Source organism: Bacillus spongiae (assembly GCF_037120725.1).
Classification (GTDB): Bacteria; Bacillota; Bacilli; order Bacillales; family Bacillaceae_K; genus Bacillus_CI; species Bacillus_CI spongiae.
Genome location: NZ_JBBAXC010000011.1, coordinates 136,588 through 153,034, shown reverse-complemented (window position 1 = coordinate 153,034; position 16,447 = coordinate 136,588). Strand labels below are relative to the sequence as shown.

20 protein-coding genes are annotated in these 16,447 nt (G+C 35.6%); 15 read left to right on the top strand and 5 right to left on the bottom strand.

The features are described 5' to 3' along the window. The 4 genes from WAK64_RS14350 (at window position 1) to WAK64_RS14335 (ending at window position 2,580) form a co-directional block, all read left to right on the top strand. A complete protein-coding gene (locus WAK64_RS14350; RefSeq protein ID WP_336587674.1) occupies window positions 1–753 on the top strand; it encodes an Mrp/NBP35 family ATP-binding protein in 753 nt (250 codons plus the stop codon). A 480-nt stretch (window positions 754–1,233) separates the two neighbouring features. Then, complete coding sequence (locus WAK64_RS14345) at window positions 1,234–1,578, top strand: PadR family transcriptional regulator (protein WP_336587673.1); 345 nt, start codon at window positions 1,234–1,236, stop codon at window positions 1,576–1,578. After that, window positions 1,571–2,053: a hypothetical protein gene (locus tag WAK64_RS14340; protein WP_336587672.1), complete on the top strand. Its 483-nt coding sequence runs from the start codon at window positions 1,571–1,573 to the stop codon at window positions 2,051–2,053. The genes WAK64_RS14345 and WAK64_RS14340 overlap by 8 nt, the downstream gene beginning before the upstream one ends. Continuing rightward, window positions 2,050–2,580, top strand: a complete 531-nt coding sequence (locus WAK64_RS14335; protein ID WP_336587671.1) for a permease — start codon at window positions 2,050–2,052, stop codon at window positions 2,578–2,580. Before WAK64_RS14340 ends, WAK64_RS14335 begins: the two co-directional genes overlap by 4 nt. 402 nt (window positions 2,581–2,982) lie before the next feature. Here WAK64_RS14335 and WAK64_RS14330 read toward each other — a convergent pair whose 3' ends face one another. Further along, window positions 2,983–3,402: a hypothetical protein gene (locus WAK64_RS14330; protein WP_336587670.1), complete on the bottom strand. Its 420-nt coding sequence runs from the start codon at window positions 3,400–3,402 to the stop codon at window positions 2,983–2,985. A gap of 812 nt (window positions 3,403–4,214) precedes the next feature. On the opposite strand from WAK64_RS14330, the gene WAK64_RS14325 reads away from it, so the two are divergent. The 5 genes from WAK64_RS14325 to WAK64_RS14305 all read left to right on the top strand — a co-directional run bounded on the left by WAK64_RS14325 (window position 4,215) and on the right by WAK64_RS14305 (window position 7,277). Continuing rightward, window positions 4,215–4,985 carry a GNAT family N-acetyltransferase gene (locus WAK64_RS14325; RefSeq protein WP_336587669.1) on the top strand — a complete coding sequence of 257 codons (771 nt, stop codon included), beginning with the start codon at window positions 4,215–4,217 and terminating at the stop codon, window positions 4,983–4,985. Window positions 4,986–5,082: 97 nt separating this feature from the next. Beyond that, the gene (locus WAK64_RS14320) at window positions 5,083–5,682 is read left to right on the top strand and encodes a GNAT family N-acetyltransferase (protein WP_336587668.1); all 600 of its coding nucleotides are present in this window, start codon (window positions 5,083–5,085) and stop codon (window positions 5,680–5,682) included. A 16-nt stretch (window positions 5,683–5,698) separates the two neighbouring features. Further along, on the top strand, window positions 5,699–6,250 hold the full coding sequence (locus tag WAK64_RS14315) for a 5' nucleotidase, NT5C type (RefSeq protein ID WP_336587667.1): 552 nt from the start codon (window positions 5,699–5,701) through the stop codon (window positions 6,248–6,250). A gap of 61 nt (window positions 6,251–6,311) precedes the next feature. Further along, the gene (locus WAK64_RS14310) at window positions 6,312–6,653 is read left to right on the top strand and encodes a YunG family protein (RefSeq protein ID WP_336587666.1); all 342 of its coding nucleotides are present in this window, start codon (window positions 6,312–6,314) and stop codon (window positions 6,651–6,653) included. Window positions 6,654–6,764: 111 nt separating this feature from the next. After that, the gene (locus tag WAK64_RS14305; protein ID WP_336587665.1) at window positions 6,765–7,277 is read left to right on the top strand and encodes a nucleoside deaminase; all 513 of its coding nucleotides are present in this window, start codon (window positions 6,765–6,767) and stop codon (window positions 7,275–7,277) included. A 157-nt stretch (window positions 7,278–7,434) separates the two neighbouring features. Here the strand turns inward: WAK64_RS14305 and WAK64_RS14300 are convergent, their stop codons facing one another. After that, entirely contained in the window at window positions 7,435–7,821 is a 387-nt protein-coding gene (locus WAK64_RS14300; protein ID WP_336587664.1) for a DoxX family protein, read from the bottom strand. 381 nt (window positions 7,822–8,202) lie between these two features. Between WAK64_RS14300 and WAK64_RS14295 the strand changes: the two genes are divergently transcribed. From WAK64_RS14295 to ric, 3 genes are all read left to right on the top strand, one after another. Beyond that, entirely contained in the window at window positions 8,203–9,051 is an 849-nt protein-coding gene (locus WAK64_RS14295; protein WP_336587663.1) for an enoyl-CoA hydratase/isomerase family protein, read from the top strand. 612 nt (window positions 9,052–9,663) lie between these two features. Then, window positions 9,664–10,800 (top strand): DNA polymerase III subunit beta, encoded by a 1,137-nt coding sequence (dnaN, locus tag WAK64_RS14290; RefSeq protein ID WP_336587662.1) that lies wholly within the window; start codon window positions 9,664–9,666, stop codon window positions 10,798–10,800. A gap of 236 nt (window positions 10,801–11,036) precedes the next feature. Further along, the gene (gene ric, locus WAK64_RS14285) at window positions 11,037–11,738 is read left to right on the top strand and encodes an iron-sulfur cluster repair di-iron protein (RefSeq protein WP_336587661.1); all 702 of its coding nucleotides are present in this window, start codon (window positions 11,037–11,039) and stop codon (window positions 11,736–11,738) included. A 28-nt stretch (window positions 11,739–11,766) separates the two neighbouring features. On the opposite strand, the gene WAK64_RS14280 is transcribed toward ric, so the two are convergent. Further along, window positions 11,767–12,117 carry a YolD-like family protein gene (locus tag WAK64_RS14280; RefSeq protein WP_336587660.1) on the bottom strand — a complete coding sequence of 117 codons (351 nt, stop codon included), beginning with the start codon at window positions 12,115–12,117 and terminating at the stop codon, window positions 11,767–11,769. A 14-nt stretch (window positions 12,118–12,131) separates the two neighbouring features. Next, window positions 12,132–13,394, bottom strand: a complete 1,263-nt coding sequence (locus tag WAK64_RS14275) for a Y-family DNA polymerase (RefSeq protein ID WP_336587659.1) — start codon at window positions 13,392–13,394, stop codon at window positions 12,132–12,134. Window positions 13,395–13,541: 147 nt separating this feature from the next. Here WAK64_RS14275 and WAK64_RS14270 point away from each other — a divergent pair, with 147 nt between their 5' ends. The 3 genes from WAK64_RS14270 to WAK64_RS14260 all read left to right on the top strand — a co-directional run bounded on the left by WAK64_RS14270 (window position 13,542) and on the right by WAK64_RS14260 (window position 15,129). Then, a complete protein-coding gene (locus tag WAK64_RS14270; RefSeq protein ID WP_336587658.1) occupies window positions 13,542–13,733 on the top strand; it encodes a YqzH family protein in 192 nt (63 codons plus the stop codon). Window positions 13,734–14,080: 347 nt separating this feature from the next. Beyond that, window positions 14,081–14,347, top strand: a complete 267-nt coding sequence (locus WAK64_RS14265; RefSeq protein ID WP_336587657.1) for a CD3324 family protein — start codon at window positions 14,081–14,083, stop codon at window positions 14,345–14,347. Window positions 14,348–14,487: 140 nt separating this feature from the next. Next, window positions 14,488–15,129, top strand: a complete 642-nt coding sequence (locus WAK64_RS14260) for a FusB/FusC family EF-G-binding protein (RefSeq protein ID WP_336587656.1) — start codon at window positions 14,488–14,490, stop codon at window positions 15,127–15,129. 46 nt (window positions 15,130–15,175) lie between these two features. On the opposite strand, the gene nagA is transcribed toward WAK64_RS14260, so the two are convergent. Continuing rightward, window positions 15,176–16,369, bottom strand: coding sequence for an N-acetylglucosamine-6-phosphate deacetylase (gene nagA, locus WAK64_RS14255; protein ID WP_336587655.1), 1,194 nt, complete (start codon window positions 16,367–16,369; stop codon window positions 15,176–15,178). Between the last annotated feature and the right edge of the window lie 78 nt (window positions 16,370–16,447).

Here is a 16,447-nt window from a genome sequence, read left to right as displayed (position 1 = left end):
ATGTTATCAAATCACGTTATTGCTATTACAAGTGGAAAAGGTGGGGTTGGAAAATCAACGGTGTCCGTTAACCTCGCTATTGCCCTTGCTCGATTAGGAAAAAATGTCGCACTAATCGATCTTGATATATATGGATTTAGTATTCCAACCATTATGAATTTGTCTGATCGCCCCAAAACGGTTAATGGTAAAATCATTCCTGTCGAATCTCACGGGGTAAAGGTCATGTCGATGGGGTTTCTTATAAAAAACAATGAGCCTATCGTCTGGAGAGGGCCCATGCTTGGAAAAATGGTTGAACACTTTAGTAAAGATGTCATGTGGGGGCAATTAGACTATTGCATTTTAGATATGCCTCCTGGAACAGGTGATATCGCTCTCGACATGCACCACTTTATTCCAGAAAGCAAGGAAATTCTTGTTACTACCCCTCATCCTACTGCTTCTTTCGTTGCAGAAAGAGCAGGAACAATGGCGATGAAGGCAAAGCATGAAATCCTTGGCGTTGTTGAAAACATGTCATACTTCCAACCGACCGACAGCAACAAGAAATACTCTATATTTGGACAAGGGGGAGGGAAAATGTTAGCAGAAGCACTTCATTCAAATGTGTTGGCCCAGCTTCCGATTGTCGAGCCTCAAGAATCATCTATAACACCGAATGTATATGCTGACAATACGGATATACGTGAGCATTTTCATCAATTAGCCGCTACGATAAGTAAAAGGTTGGAGCAACCTTCCCCTCTTTAATAGTTCATAAAAAAATGGAACTACTTATCTGTTAAAGTAGTTCCATTTTTTCTCGCTTTTAAATTACAACTCCTTGAATGATTGTTGACTGCTTTATTCCAAATCTATTGCTTTAAAATAACCGCTTGATTTATAAACATCTAACAAACCAGCACTTTACGATAAATAGAAAGAATATTTGTGTTTTGGTTTTATAACATATATTTGATTATTTTTTAAATCTTTATATTAGGTAAGCAGCCTTTTGCTGACATTACTTAACTAAAGGGTAATTTATCAGATACAAGGGCTGCTATTTGTGCAGAAAATCAAGATTATATTTAAGTGAAAATAAGGAAAAAACTTAAAGTTACACATTGACGTAAGTGTAATTGTGTCATAAACTGTTAATAACACATTACTGTTAATGACAGTAATGTGTTATTAACAGTAATCTATGTATTTTGAGTTCGATTTTTAACTAAGGAGGTTTGATGGTAAATGAAACATACAGGCAGACACACTGGTGCATTTCTTTTATTGTTTTTAACAGAGGGAGATAGCTATGGTGGAAAATTACTACAAAAGTGTGAAGACGAGCTTCCCTACAATCCCATTGATAGCGCAATTTTATATCGCACACTAAAAAAATTAGAGTCGGAAAAGGCTGTGGAGTCTTATTTAGGAACATCTGAACAAGATAAGCCGATAAAGATGTACAAGATAACACCAAGTGGAAAAAGAAAATTGGAAGACCTTCACGTAGATGTTGAAGCGAAAATTAAAAATTTATCTTTTTTCTTGGACAAATTTACAGAATGGAAAAAGGAGTCTAACCATGATTAATGGTGCTATTTTGTATCTGATAGCAACCATTCTTGTTAGTATTTCCTTTATGAAAGATAAAAATAAAACAAAAGACGCTTTGTTACAATCATGGAAAATGTTTAGAAATATTTTACCTGACGTGTTGGCAATTATGTTATTTGTTGGGTTATCACTATCTATCTTAACGCCATCCTTAATTTCTTCAATCATTGGAGAAGAATCCGGATTCTTAGGTATTGTTTACGCAACAATTATTGGCTCGATTGCATTAATTCCAGGCTTTGTTGTCTTTCCTCTTGGAGCTACATTAGTCCATAATGGTGCAGGCCTTCCTCAAGTAGCGACATTAATGTCGGCATTAATGTCAGTTGGAATCGTCACATTACCTATTGAGCGAAAAATATTCGGGCCCGGTTTTGCCTATTCTCGAAATGCTGCTGCAGTGTTAATGTCGATCCTATTTTCTTTTATCATTTGGGTGGTGATGACGTGAATCAAGTAAAAAAATATCGCTTCTTTATCGTTTTATTAATCGGGCTCATCGTACTTACGTTTATAAATCAATCCATAGGATGGAAAGCACTTCAAATAACGGGAATAAGCATCTTAGATATGCTGTTTCTACTCCCTCCTGTGTTACTATTCGTAAGTTTGCTAGACAAATGGGTGAAGAAAGAAACATTGATTCGAATGATGGGTAAAAAATCAGGATTCTATGGCACTCTGTTCACTCTATTATTAGGTGTAGTTGCCGCTGGTCCGCTCTATGTTGCTTTTCCCATTGCAGTACTTTTTCTAAAAAAAGGAGCAAGCATACGGTATGTTGTCTTTTTTCTAGGCGTTTGGTCAACAGCAAAACTAACCGTTGTTGTATATGAATTGGCTTCATTTGGCGTGAAATTTACGCTCATTCATATTAGTTTTGGACTACTATTTTTCTATTTTCTAGGTGTGATTTATGAAAAAATGTATGACCAACGCCAGTTAGTGAAATATGATATCACAGAAGATGTAAATTGAAGACAATAATTTAGGAGCTATAGTTTAACGGACTTGATATCTTAGTCATCATTAAGTTAGGGTGGTTTTTGCACGAAAACAGCAAAAAAATTTTTCTTTTCTGTTTTAGAAGATTTTCATTCTCCTAAAATCAGGTATACGCTCAAGGTTCCTACAGACCTTGTGCTTTTTTTTTTATATCACTAAAATTGTCTAATGGTAATCACCCTCGATTACAGTGTTTTCATTCTAAAAAGTCAAAATGTTAATGAAACAATTATCTTCTCCTTATTGCTTTTTCCTTGGATTTATAAGAATATAATAAATTTTATTGCTCCACGATTGCGTCGGATAACCGAAAAGTCCGAGATAAATTGTTATATACTCTTCAACACCTCTGTTAATTTAATTAGTAATTAACTTTTAGCCTAAACTTTTGAGCCATTCATCATAAAAATGATTTTGTTCATAGATGCTTACAAATGTGAAAGCTTCGTCAAAGTCAAAAATATCAACTAAATCTTCTGTTTTTGCTTGCTTTCCCCTCGTTAATTTATAAGCTAATCGCCCTACTCCCATTGAGAGTCCCATTGTAGAAGGGTAAACATTTAATGCTGCACCATTACAAAGAATTTGAATTTGCTTTTCTTCAAGGGTTTCTCTAAGCTGTTTCAATGCATCAAAGCAGTTTTCATCTTTGTAGCTTAGACACCTCCCACTTAGTTCCATCTCTATCAAAACAAAGTTCTCATCATCTGGGGCTTCTTCGTATATTTTCAATAATTCATTAGATTGTCTTCCACCTTCTCGTAGGAGTCTAACTAATTTCTCTTCATAATTCATTACAGCACCTCATTTCCTAAAACCACCTCTTCAAGCAATCTGTTTAATTATTAAGTAACAGAGAGCAATCCACCCTTTTAAATTTCAATTTTGCGTTCAATAGCTAAGACTATAATCTTAATAGAGAATAATCCATCTCCAAGGAAAACCTCCTTCCATCATCAAGAAGCATTAGTCTTTACTAATTTTGATATACAGGTTATTCCGTCCCCAGAATTTAGCACAAACTTAGTGATTATTAGAGGATTTACTGGTTTAACAAAAATAGAATGTATATAAAAACCACTTCCCCAAGGCTCATTTATGGGTATATGACAGTTAGATACCTTATAAAAGATAAACTCGATTTGTTTTTGTGGTAAGTAAGTTAACCTTAACCTCTTTGTTGGAATAGTCAACTCTAACCTCTTTTAACTCACTATCTTGTATATCTAGTTTTTCAATTTCTTTATAATTGTTAATTGAAAAATTAAGCATTTTTCACCATCCATTGATTGATTTTTTCTTTCTCAAGCTAATGTTTAGGTACATTCCGTCAAACTCTTCCCCTAATTTTAGCATATTGAACAATATTAATTTTTTTATTAAATCGAATGCCTATCTTCAACAATCTGGCCCGGTAGAAATAAGAAAAAGTTTTCTAACCTGTAAGCAGATAGCGGGGAAAGTAACCAAAAACGCATATAAGTTCACGTTTTCATCACATGTAACATATATACGTGTTAAAATATTTATTGGAAATTCCACCTTATCTTAACAAAATAGATTAAGACCGCATGAAATGAATTAATGCAAGATGGGAGAAAGAAAATATGAATCGATTTACTCATGCACGTAATTTAGTTGAAGAAAGATCTGACGATACGTATCCTACATTTACATACTCCGTACTTGAACAAATTATTGCTGGTCAAGTGTATATGGATGATTCAAATCGTTCCGTATTAATCGGAACTGATTCTGGTATTTTCGTTGTGGCTGGCGCACGGACAAACAGTGCTTTTCACCACATAATTTCGGAGGTTTATAATACTAGAATAAAAGAAAATAAACGATTTACTTTATTTTCGCCCTCTAATGAATGGACTAACGTCATTCATAACTTATTTGGTGATCAATTAAGGCAATTAGACAGGTATCAATTTGATTTTAATGCGGACAAATTTTTAACCCTGAATCGTGAAGAACTTTCTAATGACTATTCCATACAAAAAATAAATCAAACATTAATGACGAAAAGTGAAGAATTTAATGAACCGTATTTTCAAGAATATTGGGGTTCTGTTGCGAACTTTATGAAGAGTGGGGTTGGCTTTGGCTTAAAGTACCATGATGCTATTGTTAGTGAATGCGTCTCTATTTTTGCCTCTACACAATATGCAGAAATTGATATAGCCACTCAAAGTAAATTTAGAGGACGGGGGCTTGCTCAAAAAATTGCCGGAAAATTCATAGAACATTGTCTTGAAAAGAAAATTCACCCAAGATGGGATTGTGACGTGAGCAATGGTGCTTCTATAAAACTAGCAGACCGACTAGGATTCGAAAATCCAACAACCTATGCAGTGTTTGTTAGAAAATAAAAAGGAAAAGACCAATCACCCTCTGGATAAAAGATTTGCTAAAGCAAAGAAAATATAAAAAATAGTTTTATTTAATAATAGTTTAACGAGGTGCCTAATGAGTACATATTTTGGAACACCACCTATTGAAACAGACAGGTTAATTTTAAGAAAATTTGAGCTCTCTGATGCACAAACCGTTTTTGATCACTGGTTGTCTGACGAAAGAGTATCAGACAACCGAATAAGTCCAGCCCATCAAACAGTCTCAGAAACTATAGAGAGAGTAACCAAAATTGTTTCTGAATATAAAAGTGAAGAATTTTGCTATTGGGCCATAACACTAAAGGAAAGTGGAGAATTAATAGGCGAAATTGATTTATATGATTTTGATCAAGCAACCGATAATTGTCAGGTGGGGTATTCATTAGGGTTCCAGTGGTGGAACCAGGGCTATGGTACTGAAGCATTGAGAGCCGTTCTAGAAATTGGCTTTAGGCATATGAACCTTCATAAGATTTCTGCTTCACACAACACGGGTAATCCAGCCTCTGGAAGAATAATGAGTAAGGCCGGGATGTTGCAAGAGGGAATCATAAGAGACATGATACGCAATGCCAAAAATCAGTATAAGGACTGTGCTATTTATGGCATCCTCCAAGAAGATTATCTCAAAAAAAATGCCAACGCCCAAACCTATATTCTTAATTTTATTTAATCGGAGAGGAGTTACTATGCAGAATTATAGGAAACAAATGAAAACGATAGCGATTGATATGGATGAAGTAATAGCTGATTTTCAGAAGAAACATTTGGATCTTTACAACCAAGAATACAATGAAGCTTTAACATTGGAGGATTTACAAGGTACAAGACTTTGGAATGTAAGACCACATTTGAAAAGTGAAATCCTTGCATATGTTGATAATCCAGGTTTCTTTAGAGATTTAGAGGTAATGGAAGGCAGCCAAGAAGTAATAAAAGAACTAAGTAATTATTACGAGATTTTCATTACCACTGCAGCTATGGAACACCCTTCTTCTTTTTCCGCAAAATACGAATGGCTAAAGGAACACTTTCCTTTTCTCTCGGACCTTAATTTTGTTTTTTGTGGTAAAAAAAGTATTATTAATGCTGACTATTTAATCGATGATAGCCCTAGACACTTTGAACATTTCAAAGGACAAGGAATATTATTTTCAGCTCCTCATAACTTGAAGAGTACATCCTATATTAGAGTGAATAATTGGCAGGAAGTAAAAGAGTTTTTCTTAAATAAGAAATAAGTAGGAAGGTTCACTTCATCCCGTTGGTTTGCGTTAATCTACTTCAGAAAAGAGGATCTTTATGGAGAAAAAAATAGACGAAATAATGAAGGTGTTGTTAGAATCCTGGTCTATAGAATCAAGTTCAAAATGGAGTAAGGACAACCCTGCTAAAGGACAATGTGGTGTAACCGCTTTAGTAATAAATGATATTTTCAGCGGAGAAATAAGGAAAACCAAACTGCCCGGTGGATGGCATTTTTATAACTTCATTAATAAAGAACGGTACGATCTAACAGCTTCTCAATTTATGGAGAACATCACTTATAAGGATTTACTTTCTAACCGAGAAGAAGCATTTGCCGATACAAATGCCAAGCAATATAACTACTTAAAACAAAAAGTATCATCTGCCTTCAACTAAATTGAACAAATAATGTGCTTTGTTATGTTATAAACTAGATTCGTGACATTGAAATAATTATATTAAAATGAGTTTAATGACAGATTCGAAGATATGTCTGAGGAGGAAATATTGAATACAAATAAAGATAGATTTTATTTAGAGTTAGCTCTTGAAGAAGCAGAGAAAGCCTTGGAAGAGAATACTTATCCGGTTGGTGCTGTAATAGTGGATGAAAATCAAAATATCATTGCAAAAGGGCGTAATAGAGTACACCCTCAACAAGATGCAACTGCTCACGCAGAAATTGACGCTATCCGTAATGCTGGTAAATCAATCTTCAAAGCTAAAATTAATCGTGAAAAGTTTACCCTATACACTACCTTGGAACCTTGTCCAATGTGCACGGGTGGAATACTTTTTGCCAATATTAAAAAAGTAGTTTGGTTATTAAACGACGACATAGGTTTCGGCGGTTATAAAAAAATAAAAGATACAAAAATATATGATAAAAAATTTCATGAAATTGACGCTATAGAAGAGCCTTATGAAGATTTAAAACAGAAACAAATGGAACTAATGAACAAATGGTCAACAAACCCTAATAATGTTATTAACTTACGAAAAGCTGTTATTCCAGAATAGGGTGAAGAGAATCGGCATTTTACCGTTATACAAATACTTCCATAGAAAATCCATAGAAGAACTGCCCCTTTCCTAAAAGGGGCAGTTGATTTTATCTATATTCTTTTATTTATAATGTTATTAATGCTTTTGTAAGCTTTTTATTCTTTTTCACTCATTAAGATGACGGGGAATTTTTAATACTTTCCATCATACTTTTTCCCCTTCCAATCAATAGAACTAACCCTAACAATAGCAGAATTAACGAAGGCATCGCTGCTCCTATACCCTGTTCTGCACTTAAGTGTGAGAACACTGCACCAGCCATTAGAATGACTAATCCTCCCGAAGCAATTATACTTAAGTTCGGCTTCCAAAAAGCGACAATTAAACCTAGTCCCCCTAAAATTTCACAAACCGCAATGAAATACATAAATTCTACCGAATAACCAAATCCCTCTGCCATTGGCTGAAGTTGTTCTGCCCCACCAATTAATTTCATCCCCCCAGAAAGAATAAATGCCACTGAAAGTAATCCTTGAATAATATAATTAACCCTTTTCATACGTACACTCTCCTTATTTACATAATGTAGAGAATCAAAAACGATCCTTTTTATTTGTTTAAAAAATAATTTATCGTCTATACACTTTTTGTACTCAATGTCTGCATTCCATATTACGCTTAATGTTTACCCTCCCTTTAAACTCTAAATATATCCTACATTTATATATCCTAACATTAGGATATATTTACGTCAATACCTTTCTTTTAATCTCACTTTTCATGAAGTTCACTCTATCTTTCGTCTGCCTTTAGTTAAACTCACATTGATTTAGGAAAAAGCAAAGAATCTTCGTTCTACATGTACTCTCAGAATAGAATATAAATTTTCATAAATGGTTAAAGTATAAACGCTTTATAAAATAGTCGTGGAGGGTTTTTTTTGAATACAAATAGTGTAAACGTACAAAAAGAAGCTGCAGTAGCTACTGTTAACATCAATCATGGTGAAGTGAACCTTTTAACAAATGAGCTGATTACTGAACTACAACAAGTCCTTGCAGAATTAAATAAAGACAATCAACTTAGAGTCATCATTTTCCGCTCTTCTAATCAACACTTCTTTAGTGCGCACTTAGACGTTACCGTTATTAATCGTAAAGAAGAAGGAATAACAGGAACAAAAAACTTCATGCAGCTAATTGAAGATGTAAGAAATACACATGCCATTACATTTGCCATAGTTGACGGAGCTGCTCGTGGTGGAGGAAATGAATTTGTTATGGCATGCGACATTGCGTATGGAACTGAAAACGCAGTGTTCGGACAGCCTGAAATAAGCACAAACATTCCTCCAGGTGGACAAGGGACTGTTCAAGCTGCTCGCCGATTAGGACGAACAAGAGCGTTGGAGTACCTCCTAACGAGTGCTGATATGGATGCTCGCACTGCAGAACAATTCGGCTATATTACGCGATTTATCCCATCAGATTCTATTGAACAAACGTTGGAGAAAGTCGTAACCCCACTAACCTTCCTTGAGCAACGTGACATTGAAATGATTAAAGAAATCGTTGATTTGGCCATCAAAGATGAGAAGGCTGCGATTGAGCTTGAAAAAGAGAGGTTCATCGAACGTGCAGGGGAAGAAAAAACTCAATACTTAATTGGAAAAGTGTTAAAACACGGGGCACAAACTTCCCGGGAAATTCATATTTCAGAATTATTAGCAGACGTTGCTGCCGATGTTATGCAGGATATGGCTAACATGAATCAGGACTCTACTAACTAGAACATACAAAAAAACCTGAATCCGTTTCAGGTTTTTTTCTGTATCTCTTTCGAAATTAAGTTGAGTTGAAAGTACATTCATGGAGAACGTTAGGAAGTACTTTAAGATGCTGCAAATATTCTTATTGATTCATTTTCTATGTTTTGTACTATTTTTTTCACATTTTTTAACAAAAACATTGTTGTATTTTACCATTAATGTTTGCTATTATATGTAAGGCTATAATAGTCGGTTCTATGATGAGCAACATGTATGCCGTTATAGGACTGACAATAGCCACAAACTTCCCCTTATTTCTATAGACATGACCAACTACTTCTGAACATTCTGAGAAGAACCTCTTTCCCTATACTATTTATTCTTTCCTATCTCACTGTCCAAACGTTTTCACAACAGAAATGACGTGTCGCTCTGTCAATGGATAGCTTCCTCTCTCTATTCCGATTTAAGAGACAGCACCTTACTATTTAACCCTCTTCCCTAAACTCACCTTTTAAACTATGAATGAAATGGTCTACCATTTCTATTTTTATCATGCTACAATAAGAATGTATGTTCTTGTTTTTTATACCTTATACTTACATTTTTCTTTATAACAAAAGGAGGTACTGCATGATGGAATTTATAGTTAACAATGATTTTTTCAAAAAAGCCATTTTAGAGATGAGCAAAGTCGTTTCACCCAAAGCACCTCTTCCGATATTAACTGGAATTAAAATTGTGGCGATGAAGGATTGTGTCACTCTTATAGGCAGCAATTCTGACATTGTGATAGAAAAGGTACTCCGTAACACAATAAGTCGTGTAAAAGTAGTAGATGTGTATAAAACAGGTAGCACCGTCGTTTCTGCTAAGTTGCTTCACGATATTGTTAAGAAGTTCCCACGTAACATCCGACTTACCGCTAACGATGATCATTTAGTGACGATGGAGTCAGACGAAATCATCACCACTTTGAACGGGTTTAACCCAGACGAATATCCACCATTACCGAAAGTGGCTCATGACCATTATGTGAGCGTTCCAAGCAAAGACTTATTAGACATAGCGAAACAAACAGTGTTTGCTGTTTCTAAAAACGAGGCGAAACCAATATTAACGGGGGTTCATCTTGCTTTTCAAAAAAACTACCTTTCTTGTGTTGCAACAGATTCCCATAGATTATCATTCAGAAAGCTTAAAATAACGTCTAACTTACAGCGTTCTTGCATTGTGCCAAGTAAAGCCTTTCGTGAGTTAATTACCATTATAGGGAGCGATTCAACAACACCTATCGACATTGTTATAACAGATCATAATGTAGTATTTAAATCCCTGTTTACTACCTTGTATTCAAGATTAATTGAAGGAAACTATCCTAGCGTATCCGGTTTATTACAACAAGAACATAAAACAATCATGACATTAAATACAACAAAATTATTAAATGGTGTGGACAGGGCCTGTATATTTGCTAGTGAAAGGAGAAATCATACGATTCATTTCGAGGTGAAGGGGAACTCAAATTTCATCATCTCATCCAATTCAACTGAGGTAGGAAAAATAGAAGAAACACAAAAGTTAAACAGTATTTCCGGTGAAACTGAGCTAAACATCTCACTTGATGGAAGTTTCTTAATAGATACTCTAAAAGTGATTAAAGAAGAAGAGGTTCGCTTAAGCTTTAGCGGTTCAATGCGTCCTGTTCTTATTGAACCGGTTGGTAACGACCTTCATACCTATCTCATTTCACCTGTACGCTCCTATTAATAAAGAGGCACTTTTTTATTATGACAACCTAGAAGAAGAGTGAAATCCATTTTGATGAAAATGGATTTTTTTATTTTTGTAATACTTCATTACAGCTTTATGAACAATTTTTCATCTATACAGCCAGCCAACAGAAAGAAGGTCCAACTTTCATTCTAACTTGTGATTCATATCACAACTACCTATTCAATCTCCTGTTATTCTATAAATAGATTTTGATGAATGGAGGAATAATCATGGAACAAGTATTTACTGAAACGCTAACAGTGGCTGAGATCGTAAAGAGATTCCCTCGAGCTAGTGACCTATTCAAATCGTATCAAATTAACTTTTGTTGTGGGGGGAATAAGTCTTTAATTGAAGCAACAGAAGAGAAAAATATATCTTTAGATGTAGTGCTTAGCAATTTAAATAAATTGTACCATGAAACAAATGCATTAAAGGAATCAACCATTGATTGGGAGCATGCCTCTTCTTCTACTATTATTAACCATATTATTGCGAAGCACCATCATTATTTAAACGAGGAGCTGCCACTTTTGACGCCTTATGTCACGAAGGTTTCTCGAGTACATGGAGAAACGAACCCTCATTTAATGACGGTTAATAAGCTTTTTCAAGAGTTAAAAATTATGCTAGAACAACATATAGCAAAAGAAGAACAGGACGATTTCCCAGCTCTATTAGCTTTTGAAAAACAGCCTACGCTCGAACATCGTGAAAAAATAATGAAGGTCATTCAAGAACTTGAAAATGAACATATTTCAACAGTAAATCTGTTAAAAGAAATGCGTACCATCACAAATGATTTCACACCGCCAGAAGGTGCTTGTGGAACCTATCGCCTTGTTTATCAACGTCTTGAAGCTCTTGAAACAGATATATATCAGCATATTCATTTAGAAAACAACATTCTCTTTCCACGTGTTGCTGCCTAATAATATTGACTGGCTCTAAACGATAGAGTCAGTCTTTTATATTTGATTCATTCGTCATACGAAGATCTACAATGTGCTTCAGCCAGATGTAATGCTTGTTGCCAGACTGATCCTCAAAATGAAGCTTTTCTCCGTTCACATCCCAATAATGAATCGTTCCAACCAGGCTTTCATAGCGGTGATGAGCATAATGTGTGATGGTGATACAGCTTCCATATTCCATAGCCTCAGCAGCGATGGTATTCATCTCTTCTAGCTGCTGTTCGTCCATTTCTTTTTCCTTTTCAAACGCATCCTCTTTCGACCAATCACGGAGCTGCTTCACATGCTCTGGAAGCATCATTGACGTCCACTTCATTTTTCCACGATCGCGAATCATATCCATCTTCCTTTCTATGCTTTATGCCCACCAACTAAACGGGCTCGATGTCTTGAAGTTCCTGCATCCGTATAAGAAACCGCTCGAAGAATGGCACCTGATCCGTAGCGGTTTCGTAATCGGTCCATTACATAACCAAGCTCTCGCTTCTTTGATAAATTCGGACGAAATAAATCGAGTTGAATTGATTCATCCTCTATAATATTTGAAAGAGTAATGGAAATTTTACGCACTGTTTTTTTCTCATAATGCATATAAAACAGCTTCAAGCATACTCGATAAATCTCCATCGTAATATTCGTGGGATGTTCAATGGAGCGAGAGCGATGAAAGCCGCCACCAAACTCTTCCTGACTATATCCAATTCCCAAACTAATTGTGCGCCCTGCTTTTTTATGCTGCCGTGCCCGCCGTGCCACCTCCTCACACATTTCTAGCATGACATGCTTAATTTCCCCTACCTCTTTATAATCTCGAAGAAGAATTTGGCTTTTTCCAAAGCTAATTTGCCCTTCCATAATAGGGGCACCTATTTCGGATAGATCGACTCCCCATGCGTGATAGTAAAGTTGATTCCCCATAATACCAAACTTCGCTTCAAGCTTCTCAAGGTCGAAGCGGGCTAGTTGACCAACAGAAAAAATCCCCATCCGATTTAATGTACGTTCTACACGCTTGCCAATTCCCCACATTTCACTTAAGGGAGAGATAGTCCATAGTTTTGTCTGTACATCCTCATAGCCCCATTCGGCTATCCCCTTCTTTTTTGCCTCCAAGTCTAGACAGAGCTTAGCCATCAGCATATTAGGTCCAATTCCAATTGCACACGGGAGTTGGAATTCTTTTTCTATTTCAAATTTAATTTTGTTGGCAATCGTATGAGCATCTCCCCATAAATTGAACGCTCCATCAATAGCAAGAAAGCTTTCATCGACACTGTACGTATGAATGGCCTCTTTTGGGACATATCGGTGAAATAGTCGAGTAATTTCAGTCGAAATTCGGATATAGGTTTCCATCTTTGGTTCCGCCAAAACAATGCGAGAATCGTTCGGAATTTCAAACATACGTGAACCTGTTTTAATGCCAAACTCCTTTTTCAATTTTGGAGAAGCAGCTAAAACGATACTACCTTGACGACTTTTATCTCCCACAACGGCTAAATAGCATTCAAGTGGATTTAACCCCATCATAACGGCCGAACAGCTGGCATAAAAGCTCTTCATATCAATGCACAAAATTTTACGTAGTGGTAGCCTACTGTAATCAACGACCATCTTTCTCCCTCCAAAAGAACATTTGTTCTGTTTTATTATATTCAAAGTTTATACGAATATACGTTCGTTTTCAATAAGAACCAATTAGTAAACATGGAAAATATAGGACTTTGTGAATACGTGTATAATAGAATAGAGGTGAAGAGAATGGACAAAGAGTTTCTAAAGAAAAAAGTGATTCAATGCTTTTATCAATACGGGTACCAAGAGACCTCTCTTCCTCTAACGAAAGAGGAATGGAAACGCCTCCTTCAAAGCATAGAGATCCGACTACAGGAAGAAGAGGAAGGCCTGGATGAAGTGATTCAAGATTTGGTTTATGAGTATTTGGCTCATTAAATAAACTTTAATAAGATAAACTTAAATTGGAATATTTATTAAAAATGAAATAAAATGAATAAGAAAGAATTTTTAGAACTTTTTCCCAACAATAAAAGCTACAGTAAGTACATTTAATGTAGGATAGAAATCTTTTTTCCTTAATTAACAATGTCGAATAATTCCTTTTAAAGGTGGTGATGAACATGGTAAATGCAGCAGCGAAATTATATTTGCCTAATATTGTAACAGCTCATGCAAAGCCTATGGTAAAATGGGCGAGCCTTTGCATGAGATAAAAATGTAATAATCGCCTAACAAGTAGGTTTTGCCCCTTATTTGAAAAAATAAATAAGGAGCTGACTGAAATGAAGTATGTTAATGCAGCAACCGTTTTACCTGAAAAGCTTATTAAGGAACTTCAACAATACGTTCAAGGTGAAGCGATTTATATTCCAAAGCTTAAAAAAAATTATCAACAATGGGGAACGCTCTCAGGAGGAAGACAAGCAATTGACGATCGAAACCGCTCGATTAAAAAAGCCTATAAAGAAGACGGCGCATCGATAAGTGAACTTTCCGAAGAGTATTTCCTTTCAATTGAAACGATTAAAAAAATTATTTACTCCAAATAAGCACACTCGTAAGCACTGATCAACTTGGTCAGTGCTTCATTTTGGTAGATTTATTTCTAAGCTAAACTCGACATATAATAACAGTGAAAAAACCTTTACACTAAAAGAAGAACAATTTTAGTGATATAGGAGGAAGTAAAATGGATGCGTTTTTGACGAGTGATGAATACCAGTTTATAAAGGCGCAAACGAAAATTCTTGTACATGGAAATAGTACCGTTAACGATAAAAGCGTCCTTGACGCACTACATTCCATTGCCTACGATAAAGGAATGAATTTATTTGAGAATATTACAAATGAACAAAAAGCATTGTTGAGCCCCTTATTAACAATAACAGAATCATTGGAAGCAGAAGCTTTTCTAGCAAAGTTAAAAGCATACGTCATTCCCTTTCAGCACATAAACGAAAAGACATTGAAAAGATTATTCCCGAAAGTAAAAAAATTGAAAATGCCTAATTTAACGGAACTCGACTTTAAAGAAATCTCCTACTTAGGATGGAATGATGCAGGTACTGAGAGAAAATACATTGTCGCGCAACATCAGGGGAAGTTAATCGGCATAAAAGGAAGCTTTAAAAACAGTCATAAAAAAGGAATTTGTACAATCTGTAATCATCATAGCAAGATCGGCATGTTTATAGTAGAAACAAAAACATCCGTAAAAGGTACTTTTACTAAAAAAGGGAATTATATTTGTCAAGATAGCCATGAATGCAATCAAAATGTAACCAATTTGGATAAACTACATCGTTTTATTGAAGAAATGAATAATGACTAACCCCTCCTTCTTTCTGTTTTGAAAGATCATATATGGATGGCCGCTTTCACTCGTCACTTCTATTGAAAGCAACCTTGCCACGACAAATGGTCATATAAACATTTAGCTCTTGGTCAAGAAGAACTAAATCAGCGTCTTTTCCAGGAGCTACACTTCCTTTTCGGTGAAAAAGATTTAACTGTTTAGCCGGGTTTTCAGATGTCATCTTAATGGCTTGTACAATGTCACACTGAGCAAAACGTTGAATATTTTTAAAAGCGTCAATCATTTTTAACACACTTCCAGCTAACGTATTTTCGTCTAAAAGTGCTTTTCCATCTTTCACGGTAATCTGTTGCCCCCCTAAATCATAATCACCATTCTTCATCCCCTTCGCTCTCATTGAATCCGTGATTAAGATCATCCGCTCTTCTGTCACTTGCCTAAAAGCAATATCAACCACTTCCGGTCGAACATGAATCCCATCCGCAATTAATTCCACCATCACTTCTTTTCGGGTGAATGCTGCCCCAACCAACCCAGGATCACGGTGGTGAAATCCCGACATTTGATTAAAAAGATGTGTTATATGGTTAATACCTTCATCAATTGCCTCATATGCTCTCTCAAAAGAAACATTCGAATGACCGGCAGAAGCTACGATGCCGTTTTTACTTAAATAGTGAACAAGTTGAAAATCTTTATCGACTTCAGGGGCTAACGTAACTACTTTTATTGTATTTTTTGAGTACTCTAACCACCTTTTGAATAAATTCACATCCGGCATTAATATATACTCAATCGGTTGCGCTCCTGCTTTTTCCTTATTAATGAAAGGCCCTTCTAAATGAACCCCTATTAATTCTGCTCTTCCTACCCTTTGACCTTGGTTTATATAATCACCAATGTTACCCAATGCTTGTTCAATTATTGGTATTCTTTCTGTCATGGTAGTCGCTAAAAAGCTAGTAGTCCCCTCCTTCGGTAAAGCCATAGTCATTCTATCCAAGCTTTCAAAAGTACTATCCATTGCATCTGCACTATTTACTCCATGGATATGAAGATCTATCATTCCTGGTACGATACACATACCATTTGGTACAGGTAGTTTATAGTAACCGTCCATTGAAGTGAGTTCATCCATACTGCCAATTTCCCTTATCATTCCTTTATCTATTTTTATAAATCCGCTATCAAAAATAGATGACTCACCATAAATTTTCACGTTTTCTATCGCCAGCTTATCTGGAAATATGTTCATTTATCCCTTTCCCCTTCTATTACCGTATCATCGTGACTACACATTTTCTTGTGGCCCTTTGTATATTCCTCTATATAC